The sequence below is a fragment of the Amycolatopsis sp. Poz14 genome (genome assembly GCF_006704225.1).
In the GTDB taxonomy this organism is placed as follows: Bacteria; Actinomycetota; Actinomycetes; order Mycobacteriales; family Pseudonocardiaceae; genus Amycolatopsis; species Amycolatopsis nivea.
On the sequence record NZ_JACLHD010000001.1, the window covers coordinates 9,123,012 to 9,147,448 of the forward strand.

Annotated in this window: 16 protein-coding genes; 7 read left to right on the forward strand and 9 right to left on the reverse strand. The window is 70.3% G+C overall.

What is annotated here, in order from left to right; genetic code table 11:
• The first annotated feature begins 3 nt into the window (after nt 1–3).
• From FKO37_RS42300 to FKO37_RS42330, 7 genes are all read left to right on the forward strand, one after another.
• Nucleotides 4–1,257 (forward strand): beta-ketoacyl synthase, encoded by a 1,254-nt coding sequence (locus tag FKO37_RS42300; protein ID WP_037812008.1) that lies wholly within the window; start codon nt 4–6, stop codon nt 1,255–1,257.
• Entirely contained in the window at nt 1,254–2,330 is a 1,077-nt protein-coding gene (locus FKO37_RS42305) for a beta-ketoacyl synthase N-terminal-like domain-containing protein (protein WP_037812009.1), read from the forward strand. The genes FKO37_RS42300 and FKO37_RS42305 overlap by 4 nt, the downstream gene beginning before the upstream one ends.
• Nucleotides 2,327–3,061, forward strand: a complete 735-nt coding sequence (gene fabG / locus FKO37_RS42310) for a 3-oxoacyl-[acyl-carrier-protein] reductase (RefSeq protein ID WP_037812011.1) — start codon at nt 2,327–2,329, stop codon at nt 3,059–3,061. The genes FKO37_RS42305 and fabG overlap by 4 nt, the downstream gene beginning before the upstream one ends.
• Nucleotides 3,062–3,130: 69 nt before the next feature.
• Entirely contained in the window at nt 3,131–4,501 is a 1,371-nt protein-coding gene (locus FKO37_RS42315) for an ATP-grasp domain-containing protein (protein ID WP_238608016.1), read from the forward strand.
• A 106-nt stretch (nt 4,502–4,607) separates the two neighbouring features.
• Nucleotides 4,608–5,645, forward strand: coding sequence for a 2,3-diaminopropionate biosynthesis protein SbnB (sbnB, locus tag FKO37_RS42320; protein ID WP_037812013.1), 1,038 nt, complete (start codon nt 4,608–4,610; stop codon nt 5,643–5,645).
• Entirely contained in the window at nt 5,645–6,622 is a 978-nt protein-coding gene (sbnA, locus tag FKO37_RS42325) for a 2,3-diaminopropionate biosynthesis protein SbnA (RefSeq protein WP_134663252.1), read from the forward strand. The genes sbnB and sbnA (FKO37_RS42325) overlap by 1 nt, the downstream gene beginning before the upstream one ends.
• A 119-nt stretch (nt 6,623–6,741) precedes the next feature.
• Nucleotides 6,742–8,028: an MMPL family transporter gene (locus FKO37_RS42330; protein ID WP_238608017.1), complete on the forward strand. Its 1,287-nt coding sequence runs from the start codon at nt 6,742–6,744 to the stop codon at nt 8,026–8,028.
• 10 nt (nt 8,029–8,038) lie between these two features.
• Here FKO37_RS42330 and FKO37_RS42335 read toward each other — a convergent pair whose 3' ends face one another.
• Genes FKO37_RS42335 through FKO37_RS42375 form a run of 9 tightly spaced genes read right to left on the reverse strand, consistent with a single transcriptional unit; the run spans nt 8,039 to nt 24,407 of the window.
• Nucleotides 8,039–8,995 carry a daunorubicin resistance protein DrrA family ABC transporter ATP-binding protein gene (locus FKO37_RS42335; RefSeq protein ID WP_037812017.1) on the reverse strand — a complete coding sequence of 319 codons (957 nt, stop codon included), beginning with the start codon at nt 8,993–8,995 and terminating at the stop codon, nt 8,039–8,041.
• A 1-nt stretch (nt 8,996) separates the two neighbouring features.
• Nucleotides 8,997–9,200, reverse strand: coding sequence for an MbtH family protein (locus FKO37_RS42340; protein ID WP_037812019.1), 204 nt, complete (start codon nt 9,198–9,200; stop codon nt 8,997–8,999).
• Between the two features lie 17 nt (nt 9,201–9,217).
• The gene (locus FKO37_RS42345; protein WP_043839323.1) at nt 9,218–10,021 is read right to left on the reverse strand and encodes an ABC transporter permease; all 804 of its coding nucleotides are present in this window, start codon (nt 10,019–10,021) and stop codon (nt 9,218–9,220) included.
• 5 nt (nt 10,022–10,026) lie between these two features.
• Complete coding sequence (locus tag FKO37_RS42350; protein ID WP_238608018.1) at nt 10,027–19,701, reverse strand: non-ribosomal peptide synthetase; 9,675 nt, start codon at nt 19,699–19,701, stop codon at nt 10,027–10,029.
• Nucleotides 19,698–20,678, reverse strand: coding sequence for a 2,3-diaminopropionate biosynthesis protein SbnA (gene sbnA, locus FKO37_RS42355; protein ID WP_051728886.1), 981 nt, complete (start codon nt 20,676–20,678; stop codon nt 19,698–19,700). The genes FKO37_RS42350 and sbnA (FKO37_RS42355) overlap by 4 nt, the downstream gene beginning before the upstream one ends.
• On the reverse strand, nt 20,669–21,877 hold the full coding sequence (locus FKO37_RS42360) for an acyl-CoA dehydrogenase family protein (RefSeq protein ID WP_037812024.1): 1,209 nt from the start codon (nt 21,875–21,877) through the stop codon (nt 20,669–20,671). Before FKO37_RS42360 ends, sbnA (FKO37_RS42355) begins: the two co-directional genes overlap by 10 nt.
• A complete protein-coding gene (locus tag FKO37_RS42365) occupies nt 21,874–22,443 on the reverse strand; it encodes a hypothetical protein (RefSeq protein WP_037812026.1) in 570 nt (189 codons plus the stop codon). Before FKO37_RS42365 ends, FKO37_RS42360 begins: the two co-directional genes overlap by 4 nt.
• Entirely contained in the window at nt 22,436–22,705 is a 270-nt protein-coding gene (locus tag FKO37_RS42370) for an acyl carrier protein (RefSeq protein WP_037812028.1), read from the reverse strand. The genes FKO37_RS42365 and FKO37_RS42370 overlap by 8 nt, the downstream gene beginning before the upstream one ends.
• 25 nt (nt 22,706–22,730) lie before the next feature.
• Nucleotides 22,731–24,407 (reverse strand): NAD(P)/FAD-dependent oxidoreductase, encoded by a 1,677-nt coding sequence (locus FKO37_RS42375; protein WP_037812030.1) that lies wholly within the window; start codon nt 24,405–24,407, stop codon nt 22,731–22,733.
• Nucleotides 24,408–24,437 lie beyond the last annotated feature (30 nt).

Here is a 24,437-nt window from a genome sequence, read left to right on the forward strand (position 1 = left end):
GACATGTCGCAGCCGACCAGTATCGGACGCCGGGTGGTCATCACCGGATGCGGTGTCGTGTCGAGCATCGGGATCGGGGTACGGGAGTTCACCTCGGCGTTGCGCGCCGGGCGCAGCAACGTCCGGCCGATCTCGGTGTTCGACACCACCGGGTTCGCCCACGACAACGGCTGCGAGGTCGCCGACTTCGAGCCTGCCCGGTGGATCCGCACGCTCGACCCCGCCGATCTCGGCCGGGCGAGCCGGTTTTCCACCGCGGCCGCCCGCCTCGCCGTCGAGGATTCGGGACTGCCGCTGGAAACCCTGCGCGCCGCGCGCACGCTCGTCTCGGTGGGCAGCACCGACGGCGAGGCGCACGAACTCGACGGTCTGGTGGCACAGGAACTCTCCGCCGGGCTGGCCGGGCTTGACCCGAAGCTGGTGCGCCGGACTTCCGCGGGACGGCTGGCCACGTCGATCGCGCGCGAACTGGAACTGACCGACGTCGAGACCGGGACCATCGCGACGGCGTGTTCGGCGGGGAACTACGCCATCGGCAACTCGCTCGACGCGATCCGGTGCGGGGACGCCGAGTTCGCTCTCTGTGGCGGCGCGGATGCGCTGTGCCGCAAGACGTTCACCTCGTTCTACCGGTTGCGCAGCATCGCGCCGGACTGCTGCCGTCCGTTCGACCGCAACCGGATGGGCATCCTCACCGGCGAGGGCGCGGGCATTCTTCTGCTGGAGAGCCTCGACTCCGCGCTCGCCCGCGGGGCGCGGATCTACGCGGAAGTGCTGGGGTACGGCATGTCCTGCGACGCGCACCATCCGGTGGCGCCGCATCAGGCCGGGATCGCCCGCTGCATGGAACTCGCGCTGGCCGACGCCGGGGTCAAACCCGCCGAGATCGACCTGATCTCCGCGCACGGGACCGGGACCAAAGCCAACGACATGACCGAATCCGCGGCGATCCGCGACCTGTTCGGGCCGAAGCCGCCGCGCACCGTGTCGATGAAATCGATGCTGGGGCACTCGATGGGCGCGGCGAGCGCGCTGGCCGCGATCGGCTGTTCGATCGCGCTCACCGAGCAGTTCATCCCGCCCACCATCAACCACCGCGACACCGACCCGGACTGCCCGGTGGACTGCGTGCCCAACGAATCCGTCGACGCCGACCTCGACATCGTGCAGAACAACGGCTGGGCCTTCGGCGGCAACAACGCCGTGGTCCTGCTCGGCCGGTACGAGCGGCAACCCCGAGAGGAGGCCGTACGGTGACCGCACCGGCTCGGCGCCGTCCGGTCATCTCGGCCTGGACCGCCATTTCCCCCTTCGGCTACGGCCGGGAAGCGTTCGCCGACGGCGTTCGCTCCCGGCGCGAGCCCGCCCTCGAAGCCGGCGGACCGGGTGATCCCGCGGCCGTCGTGCCCAGTTTCGACGTGCGCGAGATGTTCGGGCGCAAGAAGACCCGGGCGATGAACCGGGTCAGCGGACTGACCGTCGCGGCCGCGCAGCAGCTGCTCGCCGACATGGAGCTGGCTCCGGACGGCGACCGCGAGCACATCGGTTTCGTGCTCGGCACCACGACCGGCAGTGCGCAGAGCATGATGGACCTGACCCGCGCGTCGATCACCGGCGAGCAGCCGGACCACGTCGAACCCGCCGCGGTTCCCGGCACCGTGATGAACTGCGCGGCCGGGCAGGCCGCGATCTGGCACGGGCTCAAGGGACCCAACGCGACGATCGCCGCCGGGCGCACCACCGGATTGCAGGCGTTGAACTACGCTCGCCGGCTGCTGATGACTGAACGTGCGGCTCAGGTGTTGTGCGGTGCGGCCGAGGAGCATTCCGACGCGCGATCCTGGCTCGAGCACCACCGGCGCGGCGGGACGGCGACGCTCGGCGAAGGCTGTGCGATGTTCCTGCTCGAACCGGCGGACTCGGCCGACCCACGCAGCGTGCTGGCGACGCTGACCGGCATCGACTCGCGGATCTGCCTCGACGGGGACCTCGCCGGAACCTTGCACGCCACCGTGACCTCGCTGTTGAACCGGTCTGGCGTCAACGCGGACCGCGTGTGGGCGGCAGTCGGGAGCGGCTTCCCCGCGGGGGCGGACCGTCCCGAGGACGCGACGCTGCGGCAGTTGTTCGGCGACGAAGTGACCGATCGCGTGCCGCCGGTGGATCTCATCGGCGACACCTCCGCGGCGACCGCGTTGTTCGGCTTGGCGTCGGTGCTCAGCATCGCCGACGGAGCAGACCACGGCGAACAGGACCACATCGTCGTCACCGCTTGCGATGACGACGGTTCGGTGGCCTGCGCGCTGCTGCAGCTCGGCGGTGCGCGATGAGCAGAACCGCGCTCGTGACCGGCGGTTCCCGTGGGATCGGCCGGGCGGTCGTACTCCGCCTGGCGCAGGACGGGTTCGACGTCGCGTTCTGCTATCACAGCAACCAAACTGCGGCGGACATTCTCGTCAAGGAAGTCCTCGACCTGGGCGTGCGCGTCGAAGCTACCCAGGTCGACGTCGCTGACGGCGAGGCGGTCACGGCGTGGGTGGAGCGCACGGCCGACGAGTTCGGCGCGCCGGACGCGCTGGTCACCTCGGCCGGGATCACCCGGGACGGTTCGCTCGCGCTGATGTCCGAACCGGACTGGTCGAGTGTCCTGCGCACGAACCTCGACGGTGTTTTCCACGCGTGCCGTCCCGCCGTGTTCCGGATGATCAAACGCCGCGCCGGAAGCGTCGTGACGTTGTCCTCGGTGTCCGGCGTGCACGGCAATCCCACGCAGACCAACTACTCGGCGGCCAAGAGCGGCGTGCTCGGCTTCACCAAGGCGCTGGCCAAGGAAGTCGGCCGGTACGGGGTGCGGGTCAACTCCGTCGCGCCGGGCCTGATCGAGACCGACATGCTCGGCAAACTCAGCGAAGCGACCCGCGAGAAGATGCTGCGGGCTGTCCCGCTGCGCCGGTTCGGCACGCCCGAAGAAGTCGCGGACCTGGTGTCGTTCCTGGTTTCCGACCGCGCTTCCTACATCACCGGCAGCGTCTTCGAGGTCGACGGCGGCTTCGTCGTCTAGCTGTTCTCTCCCCGCGGCAGCGCTGGCAGCGCGTGCCGCGTCCTATCCGTGCGCTGGCGAAAGGACGTCATGAGCGCCGACAACGGTTTCATCCCGCGGCTCAAGACCGCGGTTCTGGGCACGGCCGACCGCCCGCTGGTGTTCGTCGGCAACTTCGAGGTCGAAGAGCAGTGGGCGGTCGACGAGCAGGGGCTGCCCCGGGTGTCCGCCCCGGGCGGCATGGCGGTCGTCAACAGCATGGACGAGTTCGCGTTGCTGCTGGGCGGGAAGCGGGATCACGTGGTGCTCAAGCACGCGCCGGACCCCGGTTACCACAGCTACCTGGAAGGCCTCGGTCTCGACCTGCCGCAGATCCACGTGATCGCGGACCCGGATCCGGCGCGCACGGTCAGCCAGGACGCGCTGCACGATCCGTGGCTGATCGCCGCGCTTTCCGCGTTGCGCACCGACGAAGCGCATCTGCTCGCGCACGGTGTCTCCGCGGTGGAGGAAGAACTGTCCACTGCGACGGGGTTGCCGCTGGCCGCTCCGGACGCGGCTCGGTGCAAGGCGGTGAACAGCAAGATCTACAGCCGCCGGATCGCGACGAAGCTCGGATTGCGGCAGCCGAACGGCTGGGCCTGCGACACGCTCGAGCTGCTCGACGAGGCCGTCACCGCGGCGGGGGCCGTGCTCGTCACCGGACGGAAGGTCGTCGTCAAGGAGGCGTTCGGGGTTTCCGGCAAGGGAATCTCGGTGGTCTCCGACGAACGCCGGCTCGACCGGTTGCGCCGGATGATTTCCGCGACCGCTCGCCGCAACGGCCGGGACCGGATCGCGTTCGTCATCGAGGAGTGGGTCGACAAGCGCGCCGACCTCAACTACCAGTTCACCGTGAGCCGCGATGGGTCGGTGCACTTCGACTTCGTCAAGGAGCTGATCACCGAGAACGGCGTCCACAAAGGACACCGGATCCCGCCGCGGCTGGACGAGGCGCAGCTGGAGACCATCCGGTCCGCGGCGCAGGCGCTCGGCGGGCAGCTCGCCGCCGACGGCTACTACGGCGTCGTGGGAGTGGACGCGATCGTCGAACCCGATGGCGGCATCTTCCCGGTGCTGGAAATCAACGCCCGCAACAACATGTCCACCTACCAGGTGCCGATCCAGGAACGCTTCGTCACCGCGGGCGAGACCGCGATGGCCCGGCACTACTCGCTGCGGCTCGGCGCCAGCGTCGGCTTCGACCGGGTCCGCGACGTGCTCGGCGAGCTGCTTTTCGACGGTGCGGGCAGCGGCCTGCTGGTGAACAACTTCGCCACCGTCAACGCCGGCGCGCAGACCGCCGGCGGGGCGCCGTTCGCCGGCCGCCTCTACGGCGTGCTCATCGGGGATTCGGTCGCCGAGGTCGACCGGATCGACGCGCGGGTCGAACGCGCGCTGGCCGTCCTGCAGCAGGACTGATCCCCATGCCGGGAACCCGGGGCGTGGCCGCAGGTCCGCGCGGGGAACCCCGGCGACTGCCCGGACCAGCCCCAGTTTCCGCCCAGCCGAAGAATAAGGAAGTTCTGTGACCGAAACCGCTACCGTTCCGGAGTTCGCCGTCGTGTCCGGAGCACAGGTGCACCAGGTGCTCGACGGCGCCGAGAAGCAGCTGGCCGAACTGATCGAGGCGGCCTACCGGCTGCACGGGCAGCAGGCGACCGTCAACCCGCCCTCCTACTTCCTCCGGTTCCCGGACCGGCCGTCCGCGCGCATCATCGCGCTGCCCGCCTCGGTCGGCGGGGAGGTCGCGGTGGACGGGGTCAAGTGGATCTCCAGTTTCCCGGAGAACGTCCGCACCGGGCTGCCGCGCGCCTCGGCCGTGCTGATCCTCAACGACCAGGCGACCGGGTACCCGCTGGCCTGCATGGAAAGCTCGATCATCAGCGCGAGCCGGACCGCGGCGTCGGCGGCGCTGGCGGCCGACTGGCTCAGCCGCCGGGGCGAACGGCCGCGGCGGCTCGGGTTCGTCGGCACCGGGCTCATCGCGCGTTACGTGCACCGGTTCCTGCTCGGCACCGGCTGGGACTTCGACGAGACCGCGGTGTTCGACCTCTCCGCCGAGCACGCCGCCGGCTTCCGGGGCTACTTGGAGGGCACCGGCGCGAGCGGGATCTCGGTGCGCGAGAGCGCCGAGGAGCTGATCCGCGGCAGCGACCTGATCGTGTTCGCCACCGTGGCCGCGGAACCGCACGTGCACGATCCGGCCTGGTTCGGCCACAACCCGCTCGTGCTGAACGTTTCCCTGCGCGACCTTTCCACCGAGGTCGTCCTGGCTTCGGCCAACGTGGTCGACGACGTCGAGCACTGCCTCAAGGCCAACACCTCGGTGCACCTGGCCGAACAGGCCACCGGCGGCCGCGACTTCCTCGACGGCACCCTGTTCGACGTGATGACCGGGGCACTCGCCCTGGACGCCGACCGGCCGCTGGTGTTCTCGCCGTTCGGTCTCGGCGTGCTGGACCTCGCGGTCGGCAAGCACGTCCTCGACGAACTGCGCCGCCGCGGCGAGCTGCACGAGGTCGGCGACTTCTTCTTCGAACTCGACCGCTACGGCCGGCGCTGATGCCGATCATCACCAGTCCGCACGAGTTCAACGTCGACGACCTGTTCGTCGACCTGAGCGGGTGTACAGGGCGATCGCTCTACCTCAAGTGCGAGGGCTTCAACTTCGCTGGTTCGATCAAGATCAAAGCAGCGAAAGAGATGATCGACGCCGCCGAACTGGACGGCACGCTGAGGCCCGGCGCGACCCTCGTGGAGAGTTCGTCGGGCAACCTCGGGGTGGCACTGAGCCTCGTCGCCACCAGCCGGGGTTACCGGTTCATCTGTGTCACCGATTCCCGCTGCACCCTCGGCGCCCGGCAGCTGATGCAGACGCTCGGCGCCGAGGTGCACGTGATCACCGAACCGCATCCGAAAGACGGGTTGCTCGGCGCGCGGATCGCGCACGTGCGGCGGTTGTGCGCCGAGGGCGACGACCGGGTGTGGCTCAACCAGTACGCGAACGCGGGGAACTGGCAGGCGCACTACCGCACCACCGGACCGCAGATCGCGAACTCGTTCCCCGGCGCCGACGTGGCGTTCATCGGAGCGGGCACGACCGGCACGCTGATGGGGTGCGCGCGCTACCTGCGCGAACACTGTCCCGGAATGCGCGTGGTGGCCATCGACACCGTGGGTTCGGTGACCTTCGGGACCCCGGCCGCCCCGCGGATGATCCCCGGTCTCGGCACCGGGGTCCGGCCGGCGCTGCTCGACGAGTCCTATGTGGACGATGTGGTGCACGTGCCGGAACTCGCGACCGTGCGGATGTGCCGCAGGCTCGTCCGGGCCGGGTTCCTGTTCGGCGGCTCGACCGGCACCGTCGTCGCCGGGGCGCTGCACTGGCTCGACCGGCACGAGCACGGCGAAAGCCTCACCGCGGTGGCGGTCTCCCCCGATCTCGGCGACCGCTACCTGGACACGGTCTACCACGACCAGTGGGTAGCCGACCTCTACGGAGACGCGGCGCTCGCCCCGCCCGCCGCGCTCGGGAGCTAGTACCACTCGAAATCGAGGTGCCACGCCCAGTGTGCGCACGATCACGAGGAGCCATCCTTAGACCGTCCGGCTTGCCGCCTGCGCGGCGGGAGGCCTGAAGCGGCCCAAGGAGTTCGGCATTGCGAACGCTACCTCTGCTCCGTCTCGCGCGCTGGTGTGCCGGACACCCCGGCCCGGTGCTGTGCGCGTGGCTGCTGTTCCTGGTCGGGGCGGCGAGCGAAGACCTCGCCGCCCCGGCCGGCAGCTCCGCGGCGCCCGCCGGTTCCGTCCTCGGGGTCGGCTGCCTGCTCACCGCGCTGCTGCTGGTGCTGGTGCTGGGTTCGCCGCGGCTGGCCGCGATCGCGTTCGGCTATCTCGCGACCGTCGGGGCAGGCGCGCTCGGCGTGCTGACGGCGGTCGCCGAAGGGACGGGTTCGTTCGGCAGCTGGAACCTCGTTCTCCTGCCCGGCATCACGAGCGCCGCCAACCATCTGCTGTTCGCGGTCCGCAGGCAGCAGGAGATGCCGCCGGGCAAACACGACGCGTCCGACACCGCGCAGATCGTCGCCTCGACCGCCGGACGGACCGCGCTCGTCACCGGGCTCGCGATGCTTTCCGCGATGACCGGGCTGTATCTGACCGGCGAGCCGCAGGTCATGCGGTTGGCGGCGGCCGTGGTCCTGGTCATCCTGGTGGAAGCCGCCGCGGCGCTGACCTTGCTTCCGGTGCTGCTGACCCGGATCGCGCTTCCGGTGAAGAGATCGTTCCAGTGGCACTGGCTGCCCCGGTTCGTCGCCCGCCTGCCCGCGAGCTGGCGTTACCGCACCGCAGCGGGACTCATCGGCGCGCTGGCCTGCACTGCCGCGGCGCTCGGCTACGTCGTCTACCGCTACCTCGAATCGCCGACGCTGCCGCCGTTGCCGTTGGCGTTGTTGATCGGGCTGACGTCGTTGGCGGTGATCACGGCTTTCCGGCCGTTCGTGGTCGCGCTGACGACCGCGGTGCTTTCAGTACTGTCCGCGCTTTTCGCGCTGACCATGCTCACCTGCATGAACCCGCCGACCCCGACCTGGCTGCCGGTGGCGCTCGTAGCGGTGCTCGCCGCGCCCACGACCGACATGCATGTCTGCCTGCTGCACCACTTCCGCGTCGAGGCGCTGACCGGGATGTCGCCGCAGCACGTGCTCGCGGAGGGTCTGCGCCGCGGCACCGTGGCGATCTCCAGTGCCAGCGTGGTGTCGATCGGGGTCTTCAGCGCGCTCGGGATCGCCGGCAGCGGCGAGCTGAGCGAGTTCGGCTGGGCGGCCGCGGCGGCGCTGGCGATCGACGTGCTGGTGATCCGGCTGGTGCTGCTGCCCTTGCTGCTCTCGCTAGCCGGCCCGATCCGCTGGTGGCGGCGGACCGGGCCGGGGGCTGCGCGAAAGTGAACCGGGGGAATCACCCCGTGGTCGGGTGTCCGGTGAGGTCGAGGAAGGCTTCGTCGAGAGTCGGCCTGCGGAGCGCGAAGTCCGCCAGCGCGACGCCGCGTTCGTGCAACGCGTTCGCCGCCGCGGCGATCCCGCCGCTCTCGTCGAGCAGTTCGAGCGAGATGCTGCACCGGCGTTCGTCCACGACCGGGACGCCCACCGCGACCGGCGTCAACGCCGCCACCGCGTCCGCGAGACCTTCGGGGTGGGCGACAGCGACTTCCAGCCGTTCCCGGCCGACCTTGCGCTTGAGCTCGTCCGCGGTTCCTTCCGCGACGCTCCGGCCCTTGTCGATGACCACGATCCGGTCGGCGAGGTAGTCGGCTTCCTCGAGGTACTGCGTGGTGAGCAGGACCGTGACGCCTTCGCTGACCAGCTCGCGGACCATCGTCCACAAGCCCATCCGGCTCGCCGGGTCGAGTCCCGTGGTCGGTTCGTCCAGGAAGAGCACCGACGGACGCGCCACGAGACAGGTCGCGAGGTCCAGGCGGCGGCGCATCCCGCCGGAGTACGTCCCGACCGCGCGGTCGGCCGCCTCGGCGAGGTTGAACCGCTCCAGCAGTTCTCCCGCGCGGGCGCGTGCTCCGCGGCGGCCGAGGTGCAGAAGACGGCCCAGCAGCACCAGGTTCTGCCGGCCGGTCAACAGTTCGTCCACGGCCGCGTACTGGCCCGCGAGCGCGATGTGCCGCTGGACCTGTTTGCGTTCCCGCACGATGTCGTGCCCGGCGACCAGCGCGCGGCCGCCGTCCGGCGGAAGCAGGGTCGCGAGCATCCGGACCGTGGTGGTTTTGCCCGCGCCGTTGGGACCGAGCAAGCCCAGCACCGTGCCGGGCGGGACGGCGAGGTCGACGCCGGCGAGCGCTTCGTGGTCGCCGTAGCGTTTGCGGAGCCCTTCGGCTTCGATCGCGAGTTCTCCGTGCGGTGTCATGTCAGCCTGCTTCCCGGATGTTCTCGGGCGACAGATCGGTCCAGTGGCCCGAAATGTGCGCGAGGGCTTCTTCGCGGCTGCTCTCCCCGAGCGAAACCCGCCAGCCGGGCGGGACTTCCGCGAAGGAGGGCCAAAGACTGTACTGCCGGGCGTCGTTGACCAGAACGAGGAAAGCGCCGTTCTGGTCGTCGAACGGGTTTGTCATTGCGTACTCCGGATCGGTTAGGCGAGGCGGTAACGGCGGAAGCTCAGCAGGGTCGCCGCGGCGAAGAGGACGACCAGCGTCACCGCGACGACGACGCCGGGATGCTGGGCGGGAAACGAACTGTCCGCGGGCACCGGCACGCCCCACAGCTGGCGGCACAGCGTGGTGACGGAGCTGACCGGATTCCATTCGGCGATCGGCCGGACCCACGACGGCAGCTGGCTGACCGCCATGAACGCGTTGGAGAGGAAGGAAAGCCCGAGCGTCAGCACCGCGCCGACGCCGTCGATGGATTCGGGATTGCCCATGGTCAGCCCGAGCAGCACGCCGACCCAGATCATCACGTAGAGGAAGAGCGCGAGCACGGCCAATCCGGCGAGCAGCGCGGGGAACCCGGCGTGCACGCGGCCGCCGACCGCCAGTCCGATCCCGGCGACGATCGCCAGCGCGACGAAGCCGACCAGCGCGTCGCCGATGGTGTGGCCGAACAGCACAGCGGGACGCGAGATCGGCAGCGAGCGGAACCGGTCGGTCAGGCCGCCCTTGAGGTCCATCGCCACCGCGATCGCGGTCGGTGCGACGCCGGCGAGGCCCACCTGCATGAGCGCGGCCGGGAACAGGAACTCCGGATAGCTGCCGCCGCCTTCGACGCTCACCGCGCCTTTGAAGACGTAGCCGATGGCCAGCATGGTGATCAGCGAATTCAGCGTGATCGCGAGGAGCCTGCCCGGCACCTTGCGCAGGTGGGTCAACCGGCGACCCGCCAGCGCGAATGTCTCGACGAGCGCCGCTGCCCGCGGAGTGTTCGCCGGGGTGGTCATTGTGGTCACTGCGACTCCTCGTTGCTCGCCAGCGTTCCGGCCGTCGCGGCGCCGATCTCCGCTTGCGGCCCGGGATCCATCAGGTATTCGTGCCCGCATTCGATCCGGTGCGCCCGCACTGGACCGGACACGTGCGGCACCCAGCGGCCTGCTCGTTCGGCTACCTCGGCGTCGGTCATGCCGTCGGCGGCGACGAACAGTTCCACTGCGCCGGTGAACCGCGTCGGGCGGTACCGGTGGGCTAGCGCGGCGTTGTTGTCCATCACGGCTAGGACGCGCGTCATGCGTTCCTCGCCGATGTCGGCCAGTCGGCTGTCGCCCTGCCGCAGCACGGCGATGACGTCGGCCGGGGTCAGCTCGATACCGGCTTCGGTGTCGTGGAAGCCGACGTGTTCCAGGAAATCGACGAGCAGTTCGTGCCGGGACAGTGCGGCTTCGGTCCCGTCCTGCGGGTAACTGTCCAAGATGGACAGTGAGCCGACGGTTTCGCCTTCCAGGCGTACCGCGAGCTCGAAGGCCAGCAGACCGCCGTAGGACCAGCCGAGCAAGTGGTACGGACCGTGCGGCTGGAGGCGGCGGATGTGCTTCAGATAGTCCTCGGCGACCTGCTCGACCGATTCCGGGAACTGTTCGGCACCGCTGATTCCCGGCGATTGCAGCCCGTAGATCGGCCGGTCCGGCAGGTGCGCGGCCAGCCCGAGGTAAGGCAGGCTCAGGCCGAGTCCGGCGTGCAGGCAGAACAGCGGCGGCTTCGTCCCGGTCGGCCGGATCGGCAGCACCGGCGCGAACGGGTCCGGCAGGTCCGCCAGATCCGGTTCGGCTCGTTCGGCGAGCGCGGCCAGGTGTTCGATGCTGCCGTGGGTCAGGACGTCGGCGACCGTCAGCCGGAGTCCGGCTCGTCGGGCCAGTGCGACCAGACGGACGGATTGCAGGCTGTTGCCGCCCAACTCGAAGAACCCGGCCTGGATGTCGGGGTCCGCGATACCGAGGGTTTCGGTGAAAGCGGTGCGCAGCAGTTCGACGGTTTCGCTGGTGTCCTGGCTGGTTTGCACAGTGGGAACGGGCAGGGCGGAGCGGTCCAGCGAGCCGTCCGGCGCGACTGGGAGGGTGTCCAGCTCCGCGAAGGCGGTCGGGATCAGGTAGTCGGGGAGTTCGGCGGCCAGCGCTTCCCGCAGGGTTAGCGGGTCGACGCCGCGTTCCCATTGCGGGACGACGTAGGCGATCAGCGCGTCGTTCTCGGCGATTACGACGGCTGCGGCGACCGAGGTTTGGCGATGCAGGGCCGCTTCGATCTGCCCGAGCGGGACCGCGAAGCCACGCACTTGGGCCTCGCGAATCACTTCGACGGTTCCGTCCAAGCGGATGCGGGCGGGGAGACCGGTGGGTGCGTCAGCCAAGTACAGCTCTCCTCGGCCACCGCGAGGCACTGGCTGCCGACTCTGGTCGAGGACGTTGGCGTGACGGTGCGCGAACGGGCGTCCGTTGACCAGCGAGAGCCAACCGGAGGCCGCGGTGCCTTCGCAGTTGAGCGCTCCATCAAGGAAGCTCTCGCCGAAGTTCACCACCCGGGTACCCGGTCGCAGCGCCAGCATTTTCGCGATGCTCGGGGTCAGGACCACGACGCTCGGGTCCACCGACGAGGCGAGTTCCGCGATCTCTGCGGCGGGAGCGACGGTCACCACCGCGCCGACGTGCAACGCGGCGAGCACGACCGGCAGCGCGAACTCGGTGTCCGGTGCCAGGAGACGGTCGCCGGCGGTGAGCGGCAATTCCTTCAGCAGAGCGGCGATGGTCGCGGCCAGGGCATCTCGGCTGAAGACCGCGTCGCCGCGATACGCCAGCTCCGCTCCGGACAGCGACACCTCCAGGTCGGTGTCGGCGAATCCGGACACGTCCGCGGGGATGGTGTACCGAGACGGCCCGCTCGTCGTCCAGGCTGCGCCAATGGCGAGGACGGCGAAGATCGCTGCCCAGCGGTCGCGGCCTGGCGGCAGGTCGACGGTCACCGTCTCCCCCGGACCCACGCCCTGTGCCTGCAAAGCCCGGGCCAAGCGGTTGGTTTGCTCGCGCAGACCGATGTCCCCCGGCACCAGCAAGCCGTCAGGCACCTCGAGAGCCGGCACGGCTGGGGTGACTCGCTCGGCTGGAGTGCGCAGGTCGATCCGGCTCAGCGGCTGCCCGGGGTCTTCGGCGGCGGCCGTCAGGAGGAGCGTCAGACGGTCGACGAGCAGCTGTGCGGTTTCCGCAGTGAACGCGTCGGCGTTGTATTCGAGCGTGCCTTCCAGACCGCGCTCGCCCTTGTGCTGGCCCAGCTGGAAGGTCAGGTCGAACTTGAACTTCTTGTGCGTCGGGGCGAGCATTTCGGGTCGCGCGGTCAGGCTGCCGAGGCTGACTTCGGACGGCGGGACGTCGTAGAAGGACAGCAGCACCCCGAACAACGGCTGTCGCGACATCGACCTTGCCGGTTGCGTCGCCTCCAGCAACCGTTCGAACGGCAGGTCCTGGTGAGCGTAGGCGGCGAGGTCGGCGTCGCGGACTCGCGCGACCAGTTCAGTGAAGCGCGGGTCGCCGCTGGTGTCGGTGCGCAGGACGAGCGTGTTGACGAAGAAGCCGACGAGGTCGTGCACGGCTTCGTCCGGACGTCCGGCGACCAGACTGCCGAGCGGAATGTCGGTTCCCGCGCCCAGGCGGGTGAGCAGCGTGGCCAGTGCGGCCTGGACGACCATGAACAGGCTCGCCCCTTGATCGTGCGCGAGCCGCGCAAGGCTGCGGTGCACGGTCGAGGACAGCTCGAACTCGATGGTTCCGCCGTGATAGCCGGCGGAGGCGCGGCGCGGCAGGTCGACCGGCAACGCCAGTTCTCCGGGAAGTCCGGCGAGTGCTTCCCGCCAGTGCTTCAGCAGGCGGGCGGATTCGCCGTCCTTGGTGTCGTCCAGCAGGGAGTGCTGCCAGACCGAGTAGTCCGCGTACTGGGCGGGCAGCACGGTCCACTGTGGACTGGTTCCGGACAGCCGTGCTTCGTAGGCGGTGGCGAGGTCGCGGGCGAGCACGTCGACGGACCAGGCGTCTCCGGCGATGTGGTGCAGCACCAGCAGGAGGACGTGGTCGCCGTTCTGGTCGGGGCCGAACAGTTTGCTGCGCAATGGAAGGTCGACGGCCAGGTCGAAGCCGCGGGCGACCTCCTCGGCCAACGCGGCGGCGAGGTCCTCGGGCATCGGTGCGGTGCGCAGCGACTCCCCCGCGTCCAGGACGCGCTGGAACGGGACGCCGTCGGTGTCGGGGAAGACGGTGCGCAGGATTTCGTGCCGTGCGGTCAGATCGTCGAGGGCTGCGGCGAGCGCCGAGCGGTCCAGCTCGCCGGAAAGCCGGACGGCGAGAGGGATGGTGTATCCGCCGTGGTCGCCTTCGAGCCGGTTCAGGAACCACATGCGCTGTTGCGCGTACGACAACGGCAGCGGATCGGGACGGTCCAGCTTGCGGAACGCCGCACGTGCCTGGCCTGCCGACGCGAGCCGTCCGGCCAGTGCGGCGACGGTGCGCGCTTCGAACAGATCCCGCAGCGGCAGTTCGACGTTCAGTTCCGACCGGATCCGGCTGACCAGCGCAGTGGCGAGGAGGGAATGGCCGCCGAGTTCGAAGAAGTCGTCGTCGATACCGGCTTCGGGCAACCCGAGCACCTCGGCGTAGAGCCGGGTCAGCTGTTCCTCGACCGGCGTGCGCGGGCCGCGTTTCTCTTGGCCGGTGAGGTTTTCCGGGGCGGGCAGCGCTTTGCGGTCGACCTTGCCGTGCGCGGTGAGCGGGAGCCGGTCGAGTACGACGATCGCGCTGGGCACCATGTACGCGGGCAGCAGCTCAGCCAGCTGAGCTTGCAGGTCCTCGGGACGGGCGGTTCCCGCGACGTAGCCGACCAGGTGCCGGTTGGCCGCGTCGGAGCCCTGCACGACGACTACCGCGTCGGTGACGGATTCTTGCGCCAGCAGACCGGCTTCGATCTCGCCCAGTTCGATGCGGTGTCCGCGGATCTTGACCTGGAAGTCGCGGCGTTCCACGAACTCCAGCGCGCCATCGGCCCGGCAGACCACGCGGTCGCCGGTCCGGTACATCCGGGTGCCGGGTTCGCCGAAGGGGTCGGCGACGAACACGGAGCCCGTCTTGACCGGATCGCCCACGTAACCGCGGCCGACGACCAGGCCGCCGACGTACAGCTCGCCTGCGGCGCCGGGCGGGACCGGACGCAGCTCGTCGCCCAGCACGTACAGCCGGGTGTTCCGCACCGGAAGACCGATCGGCACCCGCAGGCCCTGCGCATCGTCCACACTGGACAGAACTGCGTGCGTGACGTCGTCCGAGCACTCGGTCGGGCCGTAGGCGTTCACCATCGGGATATTCGGGAAGTACCCGAACCACCGCACGCACAGATCCGGCGGCAACGCTTCACCGGTCACGACCAGCCACCGCAGACCGGTCAGGTCCGGCGGGCTGCCCGCGTCCCAGAAGTCCAACGCGGCTCGCAACAGCGACGGCACGACTTCCAGCACCGACATGCCCAAGCCGAACAATGCGTCCGGATCCGCCGCGGTCTCGCGGCTGACGGCTCGGACTTGAGCGCCGACCATCAGCGGGGCGAGCATCTGCCACACCGAGACGTCGAACGTCAGCGGCGCGTTCTGCACCAGCACGTCCGAGGGCTTCAACGCCAGGTCTTCGACCTTGGCCAGCAGGTGGTTGACCATTCCGCGGCGAGACACCATCGCGCCCTTGGGGCGGCCGGTGGAGCCGGAGGTGAAGATTAGGTACGCGACGTCGTCGTCCGCACCGACGACCGGGGTCGGCTCGGTGTCGATGACGCCGTCCAGCTCGATGACCTCCACCGGCAGGTTCGCTGCGAGCTCCCGGAATTCCGGGGCTGCGATCACGCACGCCGCGCCGCTGTCCTCCACCAGGCCTTGCAGCCGGGCGAGCGGCACGGTCGGATCCAGCGGCACGTAAGCACCGCCCGCGCCCAGGACGCCGAGAACCGCGGAGATGAAGCCGATCCCGGGACCGGCGAGCACGCCCGCTACCCGTCCCGGCGGCACCCGGCGAGAAAGAGCCGACGCCAGGCCGACCAGGTCCGCGTAGGTCACCGAACCGGAGTCGTCGACCACCGCGACCGCGTCTGGCTTCTGCGCACGCACCCGTTCGACCACGCCCGCACCGACCGGGCCGGTCGCGCCGAGCAGGAAGGTCTGCGCCGGTTCGGCCACCACGTCGATCCGGCCGAGCAGGCGGTCGGGATCGCCGAGCACCGTGTCGAGCAGCGCCCGGAACTGCTGCGCCAAATCGCGGACGCGGTCGTCGCCGAAGGCCTCGCGGAGGTAGTCGAAGCGGAAGACGAGCGAGGCGTGCGGTTCCACGACGAGGCTGAGCGGGTAGTGCCGGGAGTCGAGCGTGACCGCGTCGACTACGCGGACGTCCTCGCCGAGCATCACCAGCGGGCCGCCGTCGCCGGCGGGGACGTTCTCGAACACCACTGCGGTGTCGAAGAGTTCGCCGCTGTCCGGGATGGCTCCGCTCAACTGCGCTTGCCCGATGTGCTGGTAGGACACCATGGCGGCTTGTTGCCGGCCCAGTTCGGCGAGCAGGTCGCGGACCGGGCGGGCCGGGTCGAGACGGGCCCGGACCGGCACGGTGTTCACGAACATGCCGACCATCGTTTCGACGCCCGGCAGTTCCGCGGGACGTCCGGAGGCCACCGCGCCGAAGACCACGTCCTGCTGCCCGGCCAAGCGGCCGACCAGAATCGCCCAGCAGGCTTGCACGATCGTGCTGACGGTCAGCTCATGCTCCCGTGCCCAGGCGTAAAGGTGTGCAGTGTCGCTTTCGGACAGTGCTAACTCGACAGTCGCGGGCAGGTTCGCGGCGGCGGGCAGGTCTGGTGCGACGCGGGTCGGTCCGGGCAGGCCGTCGAGCAGGTCCTGCCAGGCTTTCCGCCCGGCCTCCTCGTCCTGGCGGGACAGCCAGGCGAGGTAGTCGCGCATCTGCGGCACCTCGGGCAGCGCGGTCGTCGCGCCGCCCGCGTAGAGCTGAGCCAGTTCGTCGATGAGGATGGGGACCGACCAGCCGTCGGTGGCGATGTGGTGTGCGCTCCACAGGAACCGGTAGCGCTCGGCGGCGACCCGGATCAGCGTGAAGCGGACCAGCGGCGGGTGCGCCAGATCGAAGCGCTGCAATCGGTCCTGGTCGACGAGTCGCTGCAGTTCCGCCTCGCGATCCTGCTCCGGCAGCACGGTCAGGTCGATTTCGGTCCACGGCAGCTCGACCGATTCGGCGACCAGCTGCACCGGTTCCCCGTTGCGGCGTCGCCGGAAATATCCGCGCAGGGCGGTGTGGCGGGTCAGCAGCGTGGCGCAGGCGTCTCGGACGGCGGCGGTGTCCAGGGGGCCTTCGAGGTCCGCGATTGCCTGCACGGCATAGAAATCGACGCCCTCGGCATCGAGTTCGGTGTGGAAGAGCATGCCCTGCTGCAACGGCGCGAGCGGAAGCACTTCCTCGACCGGCCCGGCCCGCAGCTCGTCAAGTTCTCCCGGTTCGAGTTCGACCAGTGCGGCGGCGGGTTCCGGAGCGACGTCGTCCCCGATCGGGACCGCGTTTTCCGCGATCGCCGCCGGTGTCCGGGCTTCCAGCAGGTCGCGCGGGGTGATGACCAGCCCGGCCTTGCGCGCGCGGCTGACCACCTGGATCGAGCTGACGCTGTCGCCGCCGAGCGCGAAGAAGTTGTCGTCGATGTAGACCTTCGGCACCGTCAGCACCTCGGCCAGCACGTCGCACAGGATGGCCTCGACGGCGTTGCGCGGGGCCCGGCCGACCGCTTCGGCGGCGAAATCCGGCTCGGGCAGCGCGTCCCGGTCGACCTTGCCGTGGACAGTCAGCGGCATCGCGTCGAGCACGACCATCGCGGGCGGCACCAGGTAGTCCGGCAGCCGCTGCTGCAGTTCGCTGCGCACGGACGGCACGTCGACCGGCTCCGTGCCGACCAGGTACGCGGCGAGCCGTTTGGTCCCGGCGTCGTCGCGCACCACTACGACCGCGTCCGCGATCTCGGGCAGCTCGCGCAGGGTCGCCTCGATCTCGCCGAGTTCGATGCGGTGACCGCGGATCTTGACCTGGAAGTCCCGGCGCTCGATGAACTCCAGTGCTCCGTCGGCGCGGCGCACTACGCGGTCGCCAGTCCGGTACATCCGCGTGCCCGGCTCGCCGAACGGATCGGCGACGAACACCGAACCTGTCTTGCCCGGATCGCCCACGTAACCGCGGCCGACCACCAAACCGCCGACGTACAGTTCGCCAGCCGCACCGGCCGGAACCGGACGCAGCTCGTCGCTCAGCACGTACAGCCGGGTGTTCCGCACTGGAAGACCGATCGGCGTCCGCAGCCCGCGTACATCGTCCACACTGGACAGAACCGCGTGCGTCACGTCGTCCGAGCACTCCGTCGGACCGTAGGCGTTCACCAGCGGGATCTGCGGGAAGTACCCGAACCAGCGCACGCACAGGTCCGGCGGCAACGCCTCGCCCGTCACCACCAGCCACCGCAAACCGGCCAGCTCCGGCGGACCACCGGCGTCCCAGAAGTCCAACGCGGCCCGCAGCAACGACGGCACGACTTCCAGCACCGACATGCCCAAGCCGAACAGCGTCTCCGGATCCGCCGCGATCTGCCGGTCCACCACGCGGACCTGACCGCCGACCACCAGCGGCGCGAGCATCTGCCACACCGACACGTCGAACGTCAGCGGCGCGTTCTGCACGACCACGTCCGACGCGCCCAGCCCGAGGTCTTCGACCTTCGCCAGCAGGTGGTTCATCATCCCGAGCCGCGAAACCATCGCGCCCTTCGGACGACCGGTCGAACCCGACGTGAAGATCACGTACGCGACGTCGTCGTCCGCGCCGACCACCGGTGCCAACTCGGGGTCGACCGTGCCGTCCAGCTCCACGACGTCCACCGGCAGCTCCGCAGCCACGTCCCGGAACTCCGGGGCCGCGAGCACGCAGGCCGCGCCGCTGTCCGCCACCAGATCGCGCAACCGCGCCAACGGAAGCGTCGGATCCAGCGGCACGTAAGCACCACCGGCACTGAGCACGCCAAGAACCGCCGAGATGAAGCCACTCCCCGGCCCAGCGAGCACGCCGACCACGCGTCCGGCTGGCAACCGCCGCGACAACGCCGAGGCCATCCCGACCAAATCCGCGTAACTCACCGCACCGGCAGCATCGACCACCGCCACCGCGTCCGGAGCCTGCGCGCGCACCCGCTCCACCACGCCCGCGCCCACCGGGCCGCTAGCGCCCAGCCCGGCGGCGAGCAGTTCCTCGCGCTCCCGCGCGTCGGCGACATCGATGCGGGCGAGCGGCGCGTCCGGATCGGCGCGCGCGAAGCGGTCGAGGAATCCGGCGAACCGGTGCAGGTGAGTGTCCACTCCGAACTCGTCGTAAAGGTCCGGGTTTCCGTTGAGGTGCAGTTCGATCCCGCCGCCGGGCTCGTCGAGAACGGTGATCGACAGGTCGTTGGTGATCCCGGTCGACAGATTCCGCACCCGGGTCACGCAGTCGCCCAGCCGCAGGCCGGGGTCCGCGGGCAGCACGTTGACGAAAGGCCCGCCGAACGGCCGCCGCTCGTCGCTGCGCACGCCGATGTCGCGGCGGATCTGGTTGACGTGATACCGCTGGTGCTTGAGCGTGCGGGCGAGCTCCCGCGACGCTTGCTTCAGCAGAAGCTGCGGCGTCATCGCGGGCGTGACCTGCATTTTCAACGGCAGGTAGTTCGCCATCATCCCCGGAATCGTCCGCGTCCGGACCCCCGCGCGGGCAGCGACCGGGACGGTCAGCATCAGGTCCTGGATCCCGGAAAGACGCTCGGTGTAGGCGGCCATCGCGGCGAGCAGGAAGGTCGGCAGGGTCACCCCGGCCTGTGCCACCGCCTTGCGCGCCGCGGCGGCCGCGTCGGCGGGCAGGGCGAGGGTGCGGCGAAGGAATCCGCGAGCAGGCGCGGGTTCCTTGCCGGACAGGCTGATCAGGTCCGGGACCGTGCTGAAGTGGCTGCTCCAGAACTCGCGGTCACGGCCGAGGTGGGTCGAGTTCTGGTAGGCGAGTTCGGATTCCAGCAGGTCCCGGAACGGCGGCAGCGGACGGCCCTCGGGCTCCTTGCCGGTCAGCACCGCCGTGTACAGCTCGCCCATCCGGCGGTGGCAGATCGCGGCGCTGAACCCGTCGCCCACCAGGTGGTGGGTGGTGAGATACCAGAACCGCCGGCGCGGGCCGAGCGTGAGCAGCGCGGCGCGGAACAGCGGGAAATCGCTGACCGAGAACGGCCGGGCCAGGTCCTCGTGCATCCACGCGAGCGCGGCCGCCTCGGGGTCCGGTTCGCCGGACAGGTCCAGGAAGCTGACCGGCAGCTCGGTCAGCGGCTCGACCACCTGGCGCGGTTCGCCGTCGACCTCGAAGAAGCGCGCGCGGAAGCATTCGGCCTCGTCGGTGAGCAGGCGGAACGCCTCGACGAACACCGGCACGTCCAGGTCGCCGGAGATGTCCAGGTAGTCGGCCATCGCGTAGGCGAGACCGCCTCCGGACAACTGCTCGTCGAACCAGACGTCGGTCTGGGCCGTGGACAGGGGCAGGCTGGTCTCGACAGCGGTCATCGCGGCACCTCGGAAAGTCGGTCGGTGGTCTGCCCGGGCACGCGGCCGAGCGCGTCGGCGGCCCAGTGGTCCCGGTAGACCGTGTCCAGGTAGTGGTCGCCCAGATCCGGGGAGATGGCCACGGCGGTCAGGTCGCGGTCCTCGCGGGCGAGCCAGGACAGCGCTCCGGCGACGACGGTGCCGGTCGAGCCGCCGAACAGGAACCCGTGCCCCACCAGCGTCCGGCACATCTCCACGGTTTCGGTTTCCTCGACGTGCACCACGTCGTCCACCAAGGACTCGTCGAGCAGCGCCGGGCGGATCGCGGAGCCGAGCCCGGGAATCTGCCGCGGCCCGGGCGGGCCGCCGAAGCTCACCGAGCCGACGCTGTCCACCGCGACCACCCGGATCGACCGGCGCGCCTCGCGCAGGTACCGGGCGCAGCCCATCAGCGTCCCGGCCGTGCCGGTGCCGACGAACAGCACGTCGAGGCCGGGGAACATGCGCAGGATCTCCGGGCCGGTGGTCCGGTAGTGCGCGGTCCAGTTGCCCGGGTTGGTGTGCTGGTCGAGCCAGACGTAGTCCTCGTGCTCCGCGCAGAGGCTCTCCACCAGCCGCTGCCGCGCGCCGACCAGCCCGTCGACCGGATGCGGTTCGGTCAGCACGCGGACCTCGGCGCCGTAGTTCTGCATCAGCTGCCGCGCGGACAGCGTGCAGTGGTCGTCGGTGACGCAGATGAACCGGTAGCCGCGGCTGGCCGCGACCATCGCGAGCGCGACGCCGATGTTCCCGGACGAGCTCTCGACGATCGTCTGCCCGGGACGCAGCCTGCCGTCGCGTTCGGCGCGCTCGACGATCTCCAGCGCGGCCTTGAGCTTGATCGACCCGGCGAAGTTGAACCCCTCGCACTTGACGAACAGGTCGCGGCCGACGAACCGGCGCAGGTCGACGTACAGATCCGGGACGGTGAACTCCTGAGGGGCGGATATCACCCGCACGGCAAACCTCCGCGGTTCAGCGCCGGGAACGACTCGCCCTGGCCGACTTTGCCGGCGAGCAGCCCGGTGAAGACGATGAGTTTCTGGATGTTCGCGGCGCCTTCCATGAATTCGACGCCGCGTGCGTCGCGAATCAGCTTGTCCAGCAAGGGATGCGTCCAGCGCGCGCCCGGCCCGAAGAACCGGCAGGCCGCCCTGGTCGCGTCCTCGGCGAGCCTGCTCGCTTCGGCTTTGGCGGACGAGGCGAGGTGCCCGCCGCGGCTGCCGCCCGCGTCCACCTCCATCGCCGCGAGGTGCACCAGGTTCCGGACGCTCTCGATCCGGTAGCCCAGCTGATCCCATTCGGCCGCCGCGCCACCGGTGAGCAGACCGCCTTCGGCCCGGACGTACTCATGCGCCGCTCGCGCGATGCCGATCGCGATCGCCGCGACGCCGGGGCGGAGGCGGTTGAACGTCAGCGTGGCGGCCCACATCCCGCGCCTGGCCGGGGAAAGATGGCGGCCCAGCACCCGGTTCGCGGGAATCCGCACGTTGTCGAACTCGAGGGCGCAGAATCGTGCGCCGCGCAATCCGAGCATGCCCAGCGGTTCGGCGTGGAAGCCGGGGGAAGCGGTGTCCACGAGGACCGCCCGGACGCCGAGCGGGCCGGGCGCGGTGCGGGCGAAGACGACGCCCATGCCTGCGCGGGAAGCGTTGCCGACATACCGTTTCCGGCCGTTCAGCACGAAGTCGCCGTCCGGTCCCGGAGTCAGGCTGGTGGTCAGCGCGTTCGCGTCGGAACCGACGTCCGGTTCGGTGAGCGCGAAGAAAGTCCACGTTGGACCGTCGACGAGCCTGCCGTAGAACCAGGCTTTCTGCTCGTCGTCGCCGAGCACGTCGATCAGCACGCCGGACATGGACGCGCCCGGTGCGGCGAGCGTCGCGCCCGCGTCGCCCCGGGCGAACTCCTCCAGCAGCACCGTCCGTTCCAGCGCGGTCATCCCGTGGAACCGGTGCCCGGCGACTTTGATGCCCTCCGAGCCGTACTCCCCCGGGACCAGCAGCTGCGCCATGCAGCGCACCGCAGGCAGGTCAGCGAACTGGGCGACGGCCTCGGGATCGCGGTCGAGCACCGCACCGGCGGCACGCAGGCCGGTCGCCCACTCGGCGGCGAGCTCCCGCAACGCCAGCAAGGGTTCGGTCAGCACAGTGCCTGTCACGTCGTCCCCTCGGCCATTTCGTGGACGCTCGCGAGCAGCTCCGAGACGTCGGCGACCTCACCCGGTCCACCGGCCAGGAAACCCTTCGCCCCCAGCAAGCCGAGCAGTTTCCGGTCCACATCGGACAGCAAGTGGTGCAGATACCGCACCCGCGCGGGAGCCACCGTGCCGCCCGCGGCCAGCAGATCAGCTTCGACCCCGAGCTGGCCGTTGAGCGCCGTGGCGAGGCAGTCCTGGATCATCTGCTTGCGCAGCAACGACTCTTCCCCCGAACGCCGCTCGCCCAAGTACCGGACGCACTCGTCGCGCAGGGCCTGGGACAACCCCAGCCGCACCCACAGCAGGTCCGGCCCCGCGGGCGCGCCCGGCAGCCCCCGGGCGAACGCGACCGCGCCGCCGGGCAGCTCGGCTTCCCGCAGGATCTCCGTCCCGGCGGGCAGTTCTCCCGCCGGGACGGCCGCGATCGCGGTGTTCCGGGGCCCGGTCCGCAGCAGCTTGAGTGCGGGCGCGACGCCCTGCTCCCGGGCGACGCGGCGGCACTCCTGCCACGACGCCTGGTCAGGCACGGATTTCCGCGATGACGAACGCGGCGAGCGAACGCACCGATTCGAAGTGCTGCATCTCCAGGTTCTCGGTGTCGAACTCGATGCCGAACGTGTCCTCGAGCTGCATCAGCAGTTCCAGCACGCCGGTCGAGTCGAGGCCGGCGTCGGACAGCCGGGTGTCCTCCGACAGGTCGGCGACGTCGCGTTCGAGCACCGCGCCCAGCGCGCCGGTGATGCCCTCGACGACCCGGTCCTCCGTCAAGGCCTGCGTGGTCTCAGTCATGGCTCTCCTTCTCCTTACACGGGGTTCAGCGCGCCGTCGGAGCGAATCCGCGGGCGTCGCGGCGGGCCTGGCCGCGGGAAATCCGCAGCGGATCCCAGTCGTGGCCGCGTTCGGGCAACAGGGCGCGGTCGGCGAAGACCGCGCCGTCGTACGCTTCGGCCAGCACCGGCCGGCCGAGAATCGCTTCGGCGCATTGCGCACCGCCGACCGCGGCTCCGACGACTCCCCCGCCGTGGACGTCCTGTCCGGCGACGAACAGTCCTTCCACCGCGGTCCGCACGTCCGGCCGCCGTCCGTGCGGGCCCCAGGACTGCAGTCCGTACGCGGCTCCGCCGGTGGCGAGCGTGTAGCGCTCCTGCGTGAGCGGGGTGGCGGATTCGAGGTAGACGATGCGGTCCCGGAACGGGCCGAGCACCTCTTCGGCGCGGTCGAGCAGGCAGGCGGCAAGTTTCTCTTTGGCCGCGCGGTATTCGGCCACGCGTCGGTAGCGGAGCCCGGACGCCGGTCCATCGGTAACGCCCCACGGCGCGTAGCCGGGCGGGCACGCGGTCATGATCTGGAGGTTCGTGTGTCCGGGCGGGCAGACCGCGGTGTTGCCGGGATCCTTGTGTGAAGCGGACGAGATGAACACGAACGGCAGCTCGTCGAACTGGCCCGCTTCCGTTCGGGCGTAAGCACTTTCGACGTCGCCGCTCGGCCAGTACCAGATGTTGGCCTCGGACGCTTCGGGCAGTTCCGCGGCCACCACCGCATAACTGGTGACCAGCGGCAGCCGCATGACCGCGTCTTCGGTGCGCCGGACGACACCTTCGGGTAAGTTTTCCCGGCCGCCGCACAACTCCAGCACGGTGCGCCGATAGTCCGCATTGGACACGACGAGCGGCGCGCGCAGCACGTCTCCGTCGGTCAGCTCCACGCCGGCCGCGCGACCGTCCTCGATCAGGATCCGCGCGGCGCGGGCTTTGGTGCGCAGCTGGCCGCCGTGCGCTTCGAGCTGCTCCACCAGCGCGGCCGCCAGCATCTGCCCGCCGCCGACCGGGTAGTACGCGCCGCCGGTCAGGTAGTCGTCGAGCATGCGAATGTGCGCCGCGACAACGGTGTTCGCGGGCGAGGAGGCGTAGTTGCCGGACTGCGCGGCCAGCACCGTGCGAGCGGCCGCGGACAGTCCACAATGGTCGAACAGGCGGCTCAGGCTGCGCCGGCTCCAGCGCACCACCGCGGGCGAACCGCCCAAGACCGGCCGGGCGCTCGCCGAATATCGGGCCGACGCGGCGATCTCGCCGCAGATCGCCAGGTACTCCTGCAGTGCGGCGGCCTCCGCGGGAAAGGTCTCGAGCAGCCGGTCCCCGTACCGGGACCAGCCTTCCGGCACGTCGAACCGCACGCCCGGCAGCACGATCCGGTCGAAGCCGTCCGGGTCGAGCCTGCGGAACCGCACCCGGTCGCCGACGCCGAGCCCGGCCAGCAGCGACGGGAGCAGCCCGCCGGGCCCGCAGTCGCCCAGGTAGTGCACGCCGATGTCGAACTCGTAGGAGCGCCGCCGCCGGAACATGTGGCAGTTGCCGCCCGCGACGTCGTGCTGTTCGAGCACCAGGACCCGGCGGCCGAAGGCGGCGAGGTAGCCGGCGCAGACGAGGCCGCCGATCCCGGACCCGATCACGATCGCGTCCCAGGAAGGGCTTCCCGCCTCGTTCGGACTCATGCCGGTGACGCTACGGCGGGGCGGTGACCC